The 16,162-nt window shown below is 64.0% G+C and carries 15 protein-coding genes; 7 read left to right on the top strand and 8 right to left on the bottom strand.

Going from position 1 to position 16,162, the window contains the following annotated elements; translation table 11 throughout:
- The first annotated feature begins 95 nt into the window (after nt 1–95).
- Both ACT4N8_RS02285 and ACT4N8_RS02280 read left to right on the top strand, forming a co-directional pair.
- Nucleotides 96–866: a hypothetical protein gene (locus ACT4N8_RS02285; RefSeq protein WP_444856518.1), complete on the top strand. Its 771-nt coding sequence runs from the start codon at nt 96–98 to the stop codon at nt 864–866.
- A gap of 66 nt (nt 867–932) precedes the next feature.
- Complete coding sequence (locus tag ACT4N8_RS02280) at nt 933–2,024, top strand: AlbA family DNA-binding domain-containing protein (RefSeq protein WP_444856517.1); 1,092 nt, start codon at nt 933–935, stop codon at nt 2,022–2,024.
- Nucleotides 2,025–2,065: 41 nt separating this feature from the next.
- On the opposite strand, the gene ACT4N8_RS02275 is transcribed toward ACT4N8_RS02280, so the two are convergent.
- The 6 genes from ACT4N8_RS02275 to ACT4N8_RS02250 all read right to left on the bottom strand — a co-directional run bounded on the left by ACT4N8_RS02275 (nt 2,066) and on the right by ACT4N8_RS02250 (nt 9,997).
- Nucleotides 2,066–3,559, bottom strand: a complete 1,494-nt coding sequence (locus ACT4N8_RS02275; RefSeq protein WP_444856516.1) for an ATP-binding protein — start codon at nt 3,557–3,559, stop codon at nt 2,066–2,068.
- Between the two features lie 62 nt (nt 3,560–3,621).
- On the bottom strand, nt 3,622–5,229 hold the full coding sequence (locus tag ACT4N8_RS02270; RefSeq protein WP_444856515.1) for a radical SAM protein: 1,608 nt from the start codon (nt 5,227–5,229) through the stop codon (nt 3,622–3,624).
- The gene (locus ACT4N8_RS02265; RefSeq protein ID WP_444856514.1) at nt 5,222–6,298 is read right to left on the bottom strand and encodes a DGQHR domain-containing protein; all 1,077 of its coding nucleotides are present in this window, start codon (nt 6,296–6,298) and stop codon (nt 5,222–5,224) included. The genes ACT4N8_RS02270 and ACT4N8_RS02265 overlap by 8 nt, the downstream gene beginning before the upstream one ends.
- Before the next feature lie 84 nt (nt 6,299–6,382).
- Entirely contained in the window at nt 6,383–7,126 is a 744-nt protein-coding gene (locus tag ACT4N8_RS02260; RefSeq protein WP_444856513.1) for a DUF5131 family protein, read from the bottom strand.
- A gap of 54 nt (nt 7,127–7,180) precedes the next feature.
- Entirely contained in the window at nt 7,181–8,167 is a 987-nt protein-coding gene (locus tag ACT4N8_RS02255) for a hypothetical protein (protein WP_444856512.1), read from the bottom strand.
- 12 nt (nt 8,168–8,179) lie between these two features.
- Nucleotides 8,180–9,997 (bottom strand): ATP-binding protein, encoded by a 1,818-nt coding sequence (locus ACT4N8_RS02250; RefSeq protein WP_444856511.1) that lies wholly within the window; start codon nt 9,995–9,997, stop codon nt 8,180–8,182.
- A gap of 253 nt (nt 9,998–10,250) precedes the next feature.
- Between ACT4N8_RS02250 and ACT4N8_RS02245 the strand changes: the two genes are divergently transcribed.
- Nucleotides 10,251–10,493, top strand: a complete 243-nt coding sequence (locus ACT4N8_RS02245) for a hypothetical protein (RefSeq protein WP_444856510.1) — start codon at nt 10,251–10,253, stop codon at nt 10,491–10,493.
- Here the strand turns inward: ACT4N8_RS02245 and ACT4N8_RS02240 are convergent.
- Nucleotides 10,490–11,371, bottom strand: a complete 882-nt coding sequence (locus tag ACT4N8_RS02240) for a nucleotidyl transferase AbiEii/AbiGii toxin family protein (RefSeq protein WP_444856509.1) — start codon at nt 11,369–11,371, stop codon at nt 10,490–10,492. The genes ACT4N8_RS02245 and ACT4N8_RS02240 overlap by 4 nt on opposite strands.
- Nucleotides 11,364–11,987 carry a type IV toxin-antitoxin system AbiEi family antitoxin domain-containing protein gene (locus ACT4N8_RS02235; protein ID WP_444856508.1) on the bottom strand — a complete coding sequence of 208 codons (624 nt, stop codon included), beginning with the start codon at nt 11,985–11,987 and terminating at the stop codon, nt 11,364–11,366. The genes ACT4N8_RS02240 and ACT4N8_RS02235 overlap by 8 nt, the downstream gene beginning before the upstream one ends.
- Nucleotides 11,988–12,172: 185 nt before the next feature.
- Between ACT4N8_RS02235 and rlxS the strand changes: the two genes are divergently transcribed.
- The 4 genes from rlxS to ACT4N8_RS02215 all read left to right on the top strand — a co-directional run bounded on the left by rlxS (nt 12,173) and on the right by ACT4N8_RS02215 (nt 16,080).
- The gene (gene rlxS / locus ACT4N8_RS02230; RefSeq protein ID WP_444856519.1) at nt 12,173–14,188 is read left to right on the top strand and encodes a relaxase/mobilization nuclease RlxS; all 2,016 of its coding nucleotides are present in this window, start codon (nt 12,173–12,175) and stop codon (nt 14,186–14,188) included.
- 145 nt (nt 14,189–14,333) lie between these two features.
- Complete coding sequence (locus tag ACT4N8_RS02225) at nt 14,334–14,741, top strand: DUF302 domain-containing protein (protein ID WP_444856507.1); 408 nt, start codon at nt 14,334–14,336, stop codon at nt 14,739–14,741.
- A 62-nt stretch (nt 14,742–14,803) separates the two neighbouring features.
- The gene (locus ACT4N8_RS02220) at nt 14,804–15,148 is read left to right on the top strand and encodes an ArsR/SmtB family transcription factor (protein ID WP_444856506.1); all 345 of its coding nucleotides are present in this window, start codon (nt 14,804–14,806) and stop codon (nt 15,146–15,148) included.
- Between the two features lie 2 nt (nt 15,149–15,150).
- A complete protein-coding gene (locus ACT4N8_RS02215) occupies nt 15,151–16,080 on the top strand; it encodes an MBL fold metallo-hydrolase (RefSeq protein ID WP_444856505.1) in 930 nt (309 codons plus the stop codon).
- The last annotated feature ends 82 nt before the right edge of the window (nt 16,081–16,162 follow it).

Genomic DNA, 16,162 nt, shown 5'->3' with positions numbered 1-16,162 from the left:
CGATGCCGTCTGATGCCGCGCTCCGGCTGGGCGCGGCCAGAACCTTTCTCGAGCGGGGCGATCACGCCAGATCATTGCTCCGGCTGGTCCCCGCCGTGTTCGCGCCGGCCGGCCGCGAGCGTCTCATCATTTCCGACCATCCGGTTTCGCGTTCCAATCCTTTCCCATATGGCGATGTCGGCCTCTCCTCGCACGGCGTCATCGTCGGCATGCCGATCGCGCCCGATTTGTCGCTCAACCTGATCTGCCCGACGAACGTGGCGCGATATGAGGCGCTCGACCAAGCCGAGGTCGATCCTGAAAGGCGCGCGCGCATGCTCCGAGTCCGCGACGCCTTGCGCGCCGGCCTTCCGGTCGAGCTGGACGACGGCGCCGTCGCCTCTCTCAATCGGCGCCAGCTCACGCAGAGCAGCCGGTTTCTCTACTCGGCTACCGACGACTTCGGCTGGGCGCGCGACATGCTCGACACGAGTCCTCGCCTGCGCAGCGTCGAAAGTCATGTCACGCTGGGAGAAATGGGCAGCGGTCCGCCGCCCAGGCCGGGCATGCCGAACGGCCTGCAACTGATCGTTCAAGGGCCGCACGACCATTGCAGGCTTCCGCTCGACGAGATCGACGAGGAGGGAGAAGGCATTTCCGCGCGCACCAAGAGCACTGAGCAACTGGCATTGGTCGCGGCGGATCCCGGCATGCTTAGCGTGGAGCTCTATGAGGATGGCTGGATGAGACAAAGCATGCGCGAAGCGACGATCGAGCGCTTCGGTGACCCGGATGCGGGTTGGTTTCGCGCCGTTCAACGCGATGAGAGCATGCGTGCGCTCTTCGCTCGGATCGATGCGGAGCGTCTGAAACCTGTTGAGCGCTAGGGCCTCGAAAGCATCGGTGCTCCGGCTATGATGTCTCCGAATTGAGGGCGAAAGGCAGGACGTGCTTTGAAGACACGAGGCGGACCCAGCAATGCGGCGGCCGGCGGGCGGCCGACGGTCGATGCCATCGCGCGCGGCGATTTCGTCGAGAACGAGCGGCTCGACTTCAAGCGTCAGCTCAATCTCGACGACGTGACGGGACGACAGCGCCTGGTCGACGATGTCGTCGCCTTCTTGAACCGGGGCGGTGGCACGATCCTGGTCGGCGTCGACGAGAGCGAGGGCCGCTTTGCCGGGTTTCGGCCGATCGCGGGGGATCGCGACGCCTTGGGTCGTCGGACCATTTCCATCCTGCAGGACGGCATCGACCCGACACCGCTCGATATTCGTTTTCACTGTCTCGATCTTGTGGACGGGTTCGTCCTCGACCTTGAAATCTCCGCCCATCGCAACGGGCCCTTTCAAGCAAGGCATAGTGGAGCCTTCCTGATCCGAACGGCCGCGCAGAATCGTCCGATCTCGCCGGCGGAATTGCGAAGCTATTTCGTGGAGGAGAAGGAGTGGCTGGACAGGACCGTCGCCCTGACTCGCGAGGAATCGGATCGGCTGGCCGGGACCGGGAAAATGACCGAGCGCGGACCCGTCCTGCAATTCGGGATCGTGCCGCGCGCCTTTTTCGATCCCGTTCATCCCCATTTCTCGCAGGACGCGCACTGGCGCTCAATTGCGCCAAGCTTCGATGACCGCGCCCGAATCCTGTTCAAGGGCTGTGAAGGCGGCCACGAGGCGTTCGCGGTCGGCGGCGACGGAAAAGGCGGGTCTCGCCTGTTCGTCCGGGACGACTGGTTCGTCCACGCCTGGGTCGCTTGGCCGCTATGGGTGGAGCCGGGCGAGAAGATGCTCAGCCTCTACAAGTTCAAGACGGAGTTGCTTCCCGCCTTTTTGAATGAGCTCGATCAATTTCTCGACGAGCAGGCCGTCGCCGGCCCCTACGCGGTGCTGATGGAACTGACGCACCTGCAGCGCGACCCCAAGGTCGGTCGGTTCTTCCGCGAAAGCGAAGCGGTGACGATGTTGCGGCCCCGGTTTGTGGAGCGGATCGCGGGAATGTCCGATCAATTTATCGAACTGGTGCAGCGGTCGACGATCTACGGCTGAGCGGGCGAGATGTCCCAGGTCCTCTTCGGGCGGCGCGCTCCTCAGCGCGTATCGGCGAGCCTACCGAGAATCCTTGAAACAAGCGCGGTCGCGCCCGCTTGATCGGGGGAGCAATCATAGATGAGCTCAATGATATGCTCATAGATGCGGCGCTGCGCCTTTGGGAGTCTGGCAAGCGGCTGAGCCGACGGGGTCAGCGCGTCCAGACCAGCCAAGCGCTCTTTCACCCGCTCAAGCCGCTCGAGCAGCTGCTGCCGCGGTCGCTCGTCGATCCCTTCGCGTCCAGCGCTGAGCTCGGCCCGCGCGATGGATCGGGAGGCGCTCGTCGACAAGCTTATCCAGGCAGCATCTCCGACCGCATTTTGTTCGAGCTTTCCGATCGTCGTTTCCGCGTCTGAAAGAGCAACCTCGATATCGCGCACGTTGCGGCGCTGCGCCGAGCTCGTTCGACACCGCCGGCTGACTGCGCGCGCAATCGGCGCGAGCCTGTTTGCCAGGTTGGAGAAATGAGCGTCTTGCTCGAAGCCGTCCCGCCGGCCGTTGGGGACGATGCGCGCATCGAGGACATGCACTTCGCCCACGGTCCACGAGTTGAATCTCGGCTCCGGAAACAGCTCGTCGAGGAGATTGGGTTCTCCGATCTGGATGTTCCCGACCCGCGCCCTTAGTCCTTTGATCAGGGTGTCGTTCGGCAGGGCTCCCTCATAGGCATGATGAAGAAGCCATCCGACCGCGGCCACGCGCTCATCCGTGCTGATCAACTCGAAGAATTCGACATCCTCATGAGCGACCGTTCGGCCCGGCGAGAGCTCGAAGGTGTCGCGATAGGGCCGGCGCACGATAGCGCCATTGACCGTCAAGCCGATATTTCCGAGCCGAATCCCCGCCGCAGCGAGCACGGCCTCGATCTCCCGCCCATGTGAGAAGTCGTCTGCGAATGCCACAGGCGCGACCTGGGAGAGATATTGCTCGATAAGGGCCGGGTTCATGAGCCGATCGCCACGGACACGGGAAACTCCGGAGAGCTCGACCTCGAAGAAGCGCTCCGGCTTGTCCTGTGCCTCGACCTCGGCGAGCGTCACGACCTCGGCCATGAGAGCCGCGACATCGGGTGGGCCGTCGGCGATCCGCATGAGCGCGCGCAGCCGCCGGCAGTCCCAGCGAAGCTCGAGCATGGGCCCAGGAGCGGTTCGCGTCCGGAACACCAAGGCCTGAACATAGGCAAGGCCCGACAACCGCCCGACGCCCCTGAAGCCCCGCTCGCCCAGTCCACGCTTGGAGCTTGCACCGAGCGATGCCAGCCGGCGGACGAAATCCCGCTTGGAAATGCCGGCGCCGTTATCGGTGATCGTGACGGTGCGCGTCGACTGGTCGACGCGAAGCATGACTTCGCCTTCGTCCGATGCGAGCATGCCGTCTGCCCGGGCCCGGTCGATCGAGTCCGCCGCATTCTGGATATATTCACGGTAGATGGTGAGCGGATCAGTATACATGCCGCTCGACAGCAATTCGATCACGTCACGGCCGACGACCACCTCATCGCGCGAAAGGGATCTCGGAGCAGCGGTTGCCGCCCGGGCAGAGTTCGGCCTCGTGCTCATGCCGCGAACCGCTTCACCATCGGCTGAGGTTCATCCTCGAGGCCGGCGTCCTCGACTCGCTCGTCATCGGCCAGGGTGCTTACGGCATCACTCGACGCTGCAATGCGCGCTCTTTGTTCCTCCCAAATGCGGAAAAGTTCCGGCTTGGGGACTGGAACGTAGAATCTCAGGATGGAGGCGACCTTTTGCGACTCCGCCCGCTCCGGCAGGTCGGCGAAATGGCGTGGATCGCAAGAGGAGAGCAGGCCCAAGAGCTCGTCACGCTCATCGTCGCTCAGGCTCGCGGCCTCGGCCTGGTACTCCTCCAGAAGAGGTCTGCCGTCCCGAGCCTCATACCAGTCGCGATTGAATATGAAGTCATGCGGCATGGCGAGGATCCGGAGAAAATCCTCAGCCGTGTCGCCGAACGCCCGCTTGAAAAACTCGGGCTCCCCACTCACGACGCCATGGGTCGCCTGCAGGATGATCTGCATCGAGCGGAGCTGATATCGCGTCCACCGGGCACCGATATGTCCGCGATCAGGCCGGTCGGTAGGCTGATAGCGCATCGGGAACGACCAAATTCGGACGCCCAGCTCCTCGTTCAAGGCCACGTTGAGGCGCATTCGCTCGAACAGATCGTTGGGATCGTCGTGGAAGTTGTAGAGCATGTAGTTCGACAGCTCGTAGATCCCCGCGTCATGCGCGTGGCGGACGGCGCGCTCATAGGGCCCCTTCACGCCAAGATGATCGAAGGCGATCCGCAGTGGCTTCAGGCATACGGAAGCCAGTTCGCGCAGGTACATCGGGTCTTTGCACAGGATGCGCGCGTCCACGCCCTGGTTGAAATCGACGCGCCGCTTGACCGCCGTCCGCTGGTTCGCACGCTTGAGCGTCGCGCCCGGCGTGAAGCCCAGGTCCCGGATCTCGGCCATGATTTCCTTGAAGCGGCCGCTGGCGACAACGTTGTTGTCCATAAGGATCAGGTCCTTCTTCGGACCGTAGATCCGCTCAATCTCGCGGACGACCGCTGTCAGGGAATCGGTGTCTCGCTGGGCACCTTCGAGCTTGGGCACGCCGCAGAAGTGGCATTTGCGAATGCAGCCGCGTGAGGTGTAGGCAAAATAAGCGTCGTGGACGGGATATTTGTAATCGATCTGATCGAGAATATCGTAGTCGGGAATTAGGTCTTCGATCGGGGTGCCGTCGAGATCGTCGGCATAGAGATCGCCTGAAAATTCATCCAGCTGGAGCGCGACGGCCGGTGGGGAACTCAGCAGGCCGCGAATGAAGCGAACACCGTGCCACCGCGGCTCGTCGAGGAAACGTTCGTGCATAAGCGAGGCGGCGATTCCCCCGACGAACACGCGTTCGCTGTGCCCGTTCGCCGCGCGCAATGCGAAATCAATCGCCTGGCCGGTCTTGGCATATTCGAAGCTGAACAAGGTCGTGACGTAGATCCGGTCCCAGGCCTCCTCGAGGACGGAGTGGTCCTCGCCCTTGATGAAGCGAACGCGGTCTCCCTTGCCGCGCGGCCCGTGATATTGAGCGATCTTCATCAGCCCCAGCGGCGGGTATTTGTTCTTATAGCCCGGCTCGATCAGCAGGATGTTGCGCTCAGCCATTGACCAGCCTCAGGTTGGAGCGCTGGCGGGCCTGGCGGAGCATCGAGATCGCCGCCACCACTCCGGCTTCACCGCCGAGGCCGCGCAAGGGCCCTGTGCTTGACCAGTCGAAGGCTGGCGCGAAGTCAGAGAGTCGCGCTTCGAAATGTCGGCGCGCATTGCCAGCGGCCGGCGGGAGCTCCGCGACCAGGTCGGCGGCGATTTGGGTCAGGGCGTACACGCCGACCCCCTTTGTGATCATGTGGCGTCGCGGCGCGGCCCACTCAGTGTGGAGAACGGCGGCTACCGCCTTCCAGAAGTCGAGGGCCAACGCGGCCGCCGCGTCAGTGTCGCCTTCGGTCTTTGCGAGAGCCTCGGGGACGAACCGCTTCAGCGCCTTTTGCATGGTCCTTAGCGAGGCCCGACGACCCATTCCGGAGAAGCTGTTGCCTCCGAGATCCAGCTGGCCGTGCCAAGGCGAGGAAGGCTCATTGCGGAGCAGCAGCGCGACATAGATTTCCGGCCTGTCGCGGGCCAGGTCGTCGCACAGGACCGCTTGATGATAGTCGAGCAGGCTCGACGACAGGCCCTTGGCCTTGCCGTTGATGACCCCGAAAACCTCCATCTCCTCGCGCTCAGTTAGGCCCAGGAAGATCATGAAGGGCAGGGGAACGTCGAGGTCGGCAAGGTGGCCGAGCCGATGCTGGCAGTCGACTTGGGCCAAAGCCTGCGTTCCGGCAGCTATCCGAAGCCGCACCAATCCGCCGCCGAGCTCTTCAAGGTCGCATGTTGAGCTTGCGCCTTCGCGAAGGTTGAAGGTGAGGGAGATCGTCGTGCTGCCGGGCCGCTGAATGTAGCGCCGAAAATCCAGGCTATGCTGAACGTTGAGCCGGCGCTGGTAGCCGCGCCCCGAAGTTTCATCCAGCACGTCGGCGAAGCTGATCGCGGCGAGCTCGCGTGCCGATGCAGACCCGGTCAGGATCGGTCGTTGACCGGATTGGCCCTGCAGGCATATCAACTCCACCCCTTTAGCCACCCCGGTCTCCGATTTGCATTCCGCGAATGCAGTTTGTGCAGCCGGGAGGCTCATGGCGCCAGCTATGCCACAACGACCGATCGCGTCCCGGGCACGGTTTGTCGCAAAGCGCCGGTGGGAGGGTGCGGCAGTTTACGGTCAAATCAGAGCGCGCTGCCTAATATGGTCAGGAAACTCGTCCCAAGTGCGCCCGTCCAACTCGCGGCCACCGGCTTTTGGCCTGAAGCCTCCCCATTGCTTGAAGAAGAAGGGGATTTTCTGCGACGCGCAGGAATCGCGGAGCTGGCGTACCCACGAGATATCCATCGGCCTCGCTCGCGGTCCCGATTCTCCGCCAGCAATGACCCAGGCAATGTCGGCCAGGTGAATCGAGCCGACTGGACCAAGCAAGGGCTCCGCCGAAAGGAAGCGGACATTCGCCGGCGCCTGTCGCAGATGCTCGACACGCGATGCCGACCGCTCGTCCTCGACCGACACGCCGCACCAGATGTGGCTAGGGACAATGCCGCTGCCATAGCGGCTGCGCAGGTAATCGCGCATGATCGAGCTGCGCTTCGTCAGGACCTGGAAGATATGCCAGTCGGCAGCCTCCATGGTCGCGAAAACCCGGTCGATGTAGGGCCATGGAAGGTCTTTGTGGAACAGATCGCTCATCGAATTCACGAAGATCATGCGCGGCGCTTTCCACCGCAGAGGCTCGGCGAGACGTTTCGGGCGTAGCGTCAGATCGAATCCGTTCTCGAACGGATGCCCGGAAACGCCGCGGAACCGCTCGGCGAAGCGCTCGGCATAGCAATGATCGCATCCGGACGTGATCTTGGTGCAGCCCGTGACCGGGTTCCAGGTCGCATCGGTCCATTCGATTTTCGACCGCTCAGCCATGGTGCCGAGCCTGCCTGATTGGCCGGCACCCGCGCCGCGCGACCCTGAAAGCGGTCACGGCGAACCGCCCTTCAGCAGCTCGGCCAATTGTCCGCTCGCCCGGTCGGGCGCCAGAAATGCGATATCGGGAATCGCTGCGGCAATGTCGCAGGACGAGTGCTGCAGGCTGGCGAGCCCGATCAGCCCGTCGATGGCTTCGAGCATGGGAAGCTGAAGGAGCTGCCCGTCCTGCTGCGGACTTACGCCGCCGAATATTTTGTCTTCGGTAGTCAGCTCGAAGCAGAAATGGACCATTCGGGCGGACTCATGGCCGATATAGCGCACTGGCGGGTGGCAGCGAGACACAAAACCGGCGGTTTCAGCGGCCGCTCGAACCAGGATCGGAATCACGGCCTTCAATCGATAATCGACCTCACCATCGCCCCGTGCCTGATACCATCCGATCATATCGCCCGCCGGCTGCCGGTTCAGCCTTTCGAGATAGTCTTCGATATTCGGGCCCAACGTGTTGCGCACGTTGACCGTAAGCATCAGGACGAAACTGTGGCCCTTCTGCCGCTCGATCAGCTTCTTGATCGCGTCCACGCGCGGCGCTTCGCCCGTGCGCTTGACGATGAAGCCGAGGCCGCCATCGAAATCCAGATTGTGCAGGTCATAGGAAAAGCGGGCCCGCTCGGCCGGCTGTAAATCGCTCATCTGCGGCCTGATGCCGAGAGCATCGACCCCGTCGACGATCACATCGCCGACATCGCCCCTGAGGATCTCCAGCCCGTCCGCGAGGCCGTGGCGCAACGCACTCTCCTGCAGCTGCGCCGCCGCCTCGTCGGCCTGTTCCCGCTTGGCCTTTGCCTTGGGCATCTCCTCGACAGCGTCGCGGCGACGGTCGAGGACCGCTGACCAAGCCAAGAGATCCAGCATTCGTGGCCCGGTCAGGCCGAAATAGGTCAGCTTTCGCGCAATCCCCGACGACCACCGTGTCAGGATCGGCAAATCCCAATGGTCGCGCACGACCTTCTTGTTCTCGGAATCGGCAAAAGCCATGTTCGCCTCGGCCTAGGGAAGATCGGTGGCTTCATTCAGCCGGTCGGCGACGTAGGCGATGAACCGCTGATAGTCCGGAGAGCCGCTCCCGAAGAGATCCTCGATGGCGCTCTGCATGATCGACACGAGTTCGGCGCGGCCGGGATCAATATCCCAGCCGGCGCTGGCGAAAACCTCGTCGAGCGTCAGGATTTTCGTCGCCGCCTCGGGATCGCCGCCGCCGGCGGGACTCTCGGTTCGCTCTGTGTTGGCCTCGCGTCGCCTCTTGCTGACCTCAGAGCCTGGGTTTTGGACGAGCTTCACCAAGGATTGTTTGAGGGACTTCGCTCGTACCGTCAGCGCATCCGCGCGTTGCGCGTCTTCGGGCTTTGCCGCCCTCTTACGTTTCTTGAGGTCGTCGATCATATTGGAGACGGACGTGATCCTATCCAACAGATCCTCGTGGAGGATGGTCTCCGACCCTGCCGGCGCGCTAAAGTCTCGTTCCAATGCAGCCAGCTGGTCCGCCTGTTTCTTGATCGCGTCGGCGGCCTTCTCTTGGGCTTGGAATGTCTCCGCGAGTGGCTTCAGATAAATCCTGAAGTCCTCCTGGAGCGCAAACTCTAGCGTCTGCTTCGCGGTGCTTGTTTCGAAATCGTTCCGCTCCGCATTGGGGACGACGTTCGGGTCGATGACATAGACTTCTCCCGTGAACCAGGGATAGAGTTGCGGCCTTGGAAAGCGTCCTCTCAGCTTGTTGCGGTCGCCGATCGAAAATCCCTTCACCTTGTAGATGAAGCCTTCATATTGCGGCGTGGTTGCACTCGGTTCGAGGCGCCCGCGCTCTTTGTTCAGGCAAGCCCAATAGAAGCCGATTTGCTGCCCGGTTTTGTTGGAGATCGTCCGAAACTCGGGGTCGCCCAGCCGCAGGTTCAGCGATAATGTCGGTAGCGCCGCATCGCCCTCATTCCTGGCCTTTTCCGCCTCGGCGCGTTCAGCGATTTGGGCAGGGCTGGGGCCATATTTTTGAACGATTTCCTCGCGCTGCCCGGCGAGCTGGAGCTTCACCACGATTGGGCTGTAGCCCGGGACATGTGTGCGCAGCTTGGTGTCAATCGCGGCACCGTGCGAAAAGCTAGGCGCGAACGCGATCGGCAGGTTCTGGAGCAGATATTCCCGCAGCCGCACGCGGTCCGAAAGGAGCGCGATATGCTCCGGTTGAATGTCGCGCAGCTCGACCGACGTGTAATGCTCGTCGAGGACCGCTTCGCCCTCTCGCCTGGCGACGGTCGTATGCTTTGTGAGAAGATCAAGCAGCGACGTTCGCTCTGTTGCCCCGGTCTGCTGTCGTTCTTTGTCCAGCTGCGCCTTCATCGCGGCGAAGGCGAAGGACAAGACATAGATCGACGTGTCACCGACGCAGGTGGACTTGATCACCAGCTGGCGGCAGAGATCGAAACCAGAATAGATGCCAATCCCGCGGAATCCGACGTGCTCGCTGATCGACTTGGGCGAGAGGCCGAACTTCTTCGCCTCAAGGAGGTCCGCCAGACCCATGCCGGCGCCGTCGTCGAAGATCATCACCGTGTTGCCGGTGATCTTGATGGTGATCGTGGTGGCTCGCGCGTCGACGCCGTTCTGAGCATATTCTCGAAGGCAGTCGAGAGGGTTAGTGTAAAGGCCCTTCGACAGGATTGAGATCAGTTCGCCGCCAATATCGTCCGGCTCGGAGGGAAGCGCTACCGGGCCGCCTTTCTCCTCCTTGAGCTGCTCGGTGATGCGGGTGAACAGATCCAGTTCAGGCACCGCCTGACTGCTCTCCTCAGCCGTGTCCTTCTCATTCTTGGCCATCTACAGTCCCTATGGTGAACACCAGCGCATTGGTCGCACGCACAGCAGCACCTAGACGCGATCGCCCGCGCCGAGCAAGCACGTTGTTCCCGCCATGTTCTCGTCGGCCTTTCGGACGAGCCGGGCTTGTCCGGCGCGTCGGCAGCGGCCTGCTGATTGTCCTGTCCGCCGCGCCTTCCGGTCACAGGAGGGCGATCGCTCCCTTCTAGTCCCGGCGCGAGGGATCGCAAGCCGAGCGGCGGGCTCGGTCAGAATGCGTCACATCCTCATGGGGCAACTATCGCTGGTTAGAAGCTTGCCGGAAGGTCTGGCGGGGGAGGCGGTGCGCGCGCTCGCCTGGCTCGGGCCGACCAAGGGACGCGAGGCATTGTCTTCGCTGAAGCTGCCCCCTGACTGTCGGGAGGAGATGGCGTCGGTGAGCGCGATCCTGCCGCTCTGGATGGCCGAGGTCGTGGACGAGATCGCTGGGTGGGCTCTCGATAAGGCGTCCGTCTAGGGATTCCTGAAAGTGGCGAGCGCGGCGGCTGCCAGCGCGGCCGGCATGAGGAACTTTGCCAGGTCCATAGCGACCGTTTTGAGGTCTCCCGGATCGACCGCGACGTCCGCGACGAACGCGCGCCACTGCGCGACCTTGGCTTCGTCCTCGGAGAAACTGGGCTTGAGGCCGTCCGGAAGCTCGATGGGAAGCGGCGTTTCGCGGCGCTCGAAGGTCGCAGCGATGGCCCTGGCCAGCCGCTCCTCGTCGAACGCGTGGCTTTGGGAGAGCACCCAGAGGTCGTAATAGTCCTTGAGGCGGGTATTGGCCTGGCCGATCGTCACCATCGCCTGGAAGTTCTCGGCCACTACGGTTTCGCGCGCATAGGCGCGCAGCTTCGGGGCCGGCTGGTCGAGCAGCACCGGCAGTTCGAGCGGCTCGAGCCCGGGCTCGATCGCATCCCCGAAGCCGACGTCGACGATGATGCGCAGCCTTGCTCCGCCGATCAGCGCGTAGGTCTGGAGGCGAAGGCCGCCATAAGCGAGGTCTTCGCGATTGGCCGTGACCTTGAGGGCGTCGCGATCGAACTCGACGCCGTCATCGAGCTCGACCGAGCAGATTTCGCGGAAGATCTCGAGCATCGCCTCCGGCTCGGGATCGCCGAAGCCGAGCAGGTCGATGTCGCGCGTGGGCCGGTAGGGATCGTCGAACCAGGTCGTGAGCAGCATCGCGCCCTTGAGGACGAACCTGTCTCCATGGCTGGTCTGGGTCAGCCGGTAGAGGAGCCGCTCGAGCGCGTAGCGCGTCAGCAGCAGATTATAGTTCTGGCCGGTCTCGCGCGAGAGGTTGAGCAGGCGTCCCCGCACCGAGGCGCCCATGTTGCGGATATCCTTAGCCATCGTGAGCCAGCGTCTCGAGATAGGGGCGGATGGCGCGCGCCTGCCCCATCTCGCTGGCGATGGCGTGTATCTGCGCGGGTGTGCCCTTGCGGGTCCTGAGGACTTCCTTGAGCCCCTCGATGGCGAGGTCCTGACCGACCGTGCGCCGATATTTGAAGAGGTCGACGACGGTTCTCGCTGGCGTCGTGAGCCGCACTTCGACCCCCTCGATCGGCTGGGTCTCGACATGGTGCGCAAGGCTCTTCGCGGGAAAGCGCACGAACCTGATCGGGGGATGGGTGATTTTCGGGCGCCAGTCCTTGCCGCCGATCGCCATCCAGACCATGCGGGGCATTCGGTCGGTGAGCTCATGATAAGAGAGGGCCGAGACGAGGCAGACGACGCCTTTCGGCACGAGCTTGGCGGCTTCGGCCAGGGCATGATGCTCCTCGAAAGGCGCATCGGGAAGCTGGTAGAGCCCGCGGCCGAGCCGCAGGATCGTGCCCTCTCGCTCCAGGCGCGAAACGGCGGTGGCGGTGGCGCCGGTGGCCAGGAGCTCCGACAGCCGCGCCATGCCGCGCCGGCTCAGCAGCTCGACTATGCGGTCGCGGTGAGGGGGCGCCCTCTCTGTGAGCATGATATGATTCCTCGGATGTATGCGCATAATGTCCGAGGTTTCCTACCACTAAGCCTAAGCTGTGCAAAGAGCGCGCCCTGACCGCAAGCCGTTGAACGGAACCGGGCAACAACCAACGGGGCGCGCCCGGGCGGGCTATTCCAGCGGCGGCGTTCGTCGGAGACGCAGCTGTGGGCTCGAACGTCATGCGCCACATCGGGCGGCCCAAGCCTTCGCCGAGGATCCTGAACCTGCCGACCGACGAATTCGATTTCGAGCCACGGCTTGGGCGCACGCGCAAGAAGGGCGGCCGCGGCCGCAAATATCTCGCTCTGGTCGTCATCGCCGCGCGTCGCGCGGGAGGCCGGACCGGCGTCCGCAACCGCCGGTTCGACGGAAGCAGGATCGGGCGGGGCGCCGGCATTGGCCGGCTGCTCTCGGGCCGCGATCGCCATGCCGGGCTGCGCGCGCGCCGGGTGGTGGTGAAGGCCCGGCTCGTCAGGCTCGCCGGCAAGGCGTTGACCGGGGCGGGCGCGCACCTGCGCTATATCCAGCGCGACGGCGTCACGCGCGAGGGGGAGCCGGGTCGGCTCTACTCACGCGCGGAGGATGTCGCCGACGGCAAGGCCTTCCTGGAGCGCTGCGGCGAGGATCGCCACCAGTTCCGCTTCATCGTCTCGGCCGAGGACGCGGATCAATATTCCGACCTGAAACCGTTCGTGCGGCGGCTGATGACGCAGATGGAGGCGGATCTCGGGACGAAGCTCGACTGGGTGGCGGTCGACCATTTCAACACCGGGCACCCGCACAGCCACATCATGCTGCGTGGGCGCGACGATCGAGGCGAGAATCTGGTCATTGCCCGTGAATATATCGCGCACGGGCTGCGCGAGCGCGCGGCCCAGCTCGTCACCCTCGATCTCGGCCCGCGCACCGACCTGGAAATCGAGCAGCGGCTGCGCCGGGACGTCGGCGCGGAGCGGCTGACCGCCGTCGACCGCCAGCTGCTGCGCGATGCGGACGAGCGGCGGACGGTGGCCGCCGGCGACCGCGATGCCTTTCGGCAGTCCCTTCGCGCCGGCCGCCTGCAGAAGCTGGGCAGGCTCGGCCTGGCCGAGGAGCTTGGCGGCGGCCGCTGGCGGCTCGCCGAGGGGATGGAGACCGCCTTGCGCGATATGGGCGAGCGCGGCGACATCATCCGGACCATGCAGCGCGCACTTGGCGCGCGGAAGCTGGACCGGCCCCTGGCCGACCGCGTCATCCATGAGCCCGGAGCGATGCGCCCCCTCGTCGGCCGCGTCGTGATGCGCGGCCTGTCGGACGAGCTTCGCGATCGACACTATCTGATCGTCGATGGGATCGACGGCCGCTGCCATTATGTCGCCATCGGCAAGGGTGAAGCGGTGGAGCCTCTGGCCGAGGGCGCGATCGTCCGGATCGCGTCGCGCGGCGGCGGGGTGCGGCAAGCCGACCGGACGATCGCCGAGGTCGCCGCGGCCAATGGGGGCCGCTACGACGTCGACGCGCACCTTCGCCACGATCCAGGGGCCAGCCAGGCCTTCGCCGAAACCCATGTCCGGCGGCTGGAAGCGATGCGGCGCCTGACGCGCGCCGCCGAGCGCGCGCCGGACGGCAGCTGGATCATAGCGTCCGACCATCTCGAGCGCGCGGAGGCGTTCGAGGCGCGCCAGCTTCGGGACCGGCCGGTCATCGTCGAGACATTGTCGCCGGTGCCGCTCGAGCGGCTGCCGCGGGCCGAGGCGGCGACCTGGCTCGACCGGGAGCTCGTTGCCGATGCGGCGGAGCCGGTCAGGGATTGCGGATTTGGACGGGAAGTACGCGCCGCGCAGGCTCTGCGCCGGCAATGGCTGATGGCCGAGGGGCTTGCCGAGAGCCACAGCGGGGCCACGGTCTATCGCGCCGGCATGGTGGAGGCGCTGCGCCGGCGCGAGCTGCTCCGGGTCGCGGGGCAGCTCTCCGACGAATTGGGTCTGCCGTTCGTGGAGGCGAAGCCGGGCGAACGGATCGACGGGACATTGCGGCGGGCGGTGGAGATGACGAGCGGCCGCCACGCTTTGATCGAACGGTCGCGTGAGTTCACGCTCGTGCCCTGGCGGCCGGTGCTGGAGCGCCATGTCGGCAAAAGCGTGTCGGGCATCCTGCGCGGCGACGGGATCAACTGGACGCTCGGGCGAGGGAGGGGCGGACCGAGCATATCGTGATCAAACTCGCAATCTCTCACCGCCAACGTGCGCTTCCGCGTCGCGCCCATGTCGGTCATCCAGGCTTTCCATTGCGCCGCCCGTATTCGGACGTTGAAGGGAACGTTTCGCGGTCGTGTTCGCTCTTGTGCGACTGGACTGAACCATGGCCTACTACATCGCCACAACGCTGCCGCTGTCGTTCGAAGAGACGATCGCGAGAACCGAGGCTGCCCTCAAGGAAGAGGGCTTCGAGATCATTAGCCGGATCGACATCCAGGAGGCGCTAAAGACGAAGATCGGGGTCGACTTCCGTCCCTACACCATCCTGGGCGCCTGCAATCCTGCCTTGGCTCACGAGGCGCTGAAGCTCGAGGATAAGGTAGGAACCATGCTTCCCTGCAATGTCGTAGTGCAAGCTCGGGCGGATGGTAGCAGTGAGGTCGCGGCGATTGATCCTGTCGCGTCCATGCAGGCCATCGAAAACCCCCAGCTGGTTGAGGCCGCGAGTGAGGTGCGCCAACGCCTTTCCCGAGTGATCCAAAGCCTGCAAACCGAGGCTGCCTCCGCATAGTCCCTAATCCCTTGAATTCCCATTAGACGAAGCTAAATAAGTCTTCTCTAATGGAGAATGTGATGCAGTCTGATCTCGTCAACCAGTTCAGCCGTCACGCCGCCGAGGCAGTGGGCTTGTTGAAGGCTTTGGCCAGCGAGCCGCGCCTGCTGGTGCTCTGCTATCTCGCCGAGGCAGGCGAGATGTCCGCCGGTGATCTCACCGAACTTGTGGGTCTCAGCCAGTCCGCTCTGTCGCAACACCTCGCCAAGCTGCGCGAGGAAGGGCTCGTTGCCACCCGCAAGGAGGCCCAGACGGTCTTCTATCGCGTCTGCGATCCGAAGGCAGAGCAGCTGCTCGCGCTTCTCCATGACCTCTTCTGCCCGGACCTTGGGCGGGAGAGCGCCACTGGAGCCAAGGGAAATTGATCATGGAAAAGGACATCAACCTCCACCGCGCTGCCCTTCAGGTGGAGGCGGTGCTGCAGGGAAAAATTCGAACCCCGCACGTGAAGGGATTCTTCGATGAGCCGACCTTTACGGCCAGCTACGTCGTGCACGATCCCGCGACCAAGGTCGCGGCGATCATCGACAGCGTGCTCGACTTCGATCAGGCGTCGGGACGGACGAGCTTCGAGTCCGCCGATGCGATCACCGCCTATGTCGAAGCCGAAGGGCTTAAGGTCGAGTGGCTACTCGAGACGCACGCCCACGCCGATCACCTGTCGGCCGCGCCTTATCTCCAGGAGAGGCTGGGCGGGAAGCTCGTGATCGGCGCCGAGATCGTCACTGTCCAGAACGTGTTTGGCAAGATCTTCAACGAAGGCACCCGCTTCGCCCGCGATGGCTCGCAGTTTGACCGCCTGCTCGTCGATGGGGACAAGCTGATGATCGGCGAGATTCCCCTGATCGCGCTCCACGTCCCCGGGCATACTCCGGCTGACATGGCCTACATCATCGGGGACGCAGTCTTGACCGGAGATACCATGTTTATGCCCGACTACGGTTCGGCACGGGCGGACTTTCCCGGCGGCGACGCTCGGCAGCTCTATCGCTCGGTTCGCCGACTGATGAAGCTGCCGGACCAGAGCCGCGTGTTTCTCTGTCACGACTACAAGGCGCCGAACCGCGACGAATATGTCTGGGAGACGACGATGCTCGCCGAGCGGACCGCTAACGTCCACGTGCATGAGGGCGTCAGCGAGGATGACTTCGTCGAGATGCGTACGCAGCGCGACTCGACCCTCTCGATGCCGAAGCTCATCCTGCCGTCGATCCAGGTCAACATGCGCGGCGGTCGGATGCCCGAGCCCGACGAAAACGGCGTCAGCTACCTCAAGCTCCCGCTCAACCAGCTCTAAGCGGAGACGAAAGTCGTGGATACGATGACGCCATTGATGGCGATCGGCGGCGGCTTGCTGATCGGGTCCGCCGCCGCGCTCC

This window comes from Sphingosinicella sp. (assembly GCF_052387495.1).
In the GTDB taxonomy this organism is placed as follows: domain Bacteria; phylum Pseudomonadota; class Alphaproteobacteria; order Sphingomonadales; family Sphingomonadaceae; genus Allosphingosinicella.
The sequence above is the reverse complement of the archived record's forward strand: the minus strand, read 5'-3'. Positions and strand labels throughout refer to the sequence as shown.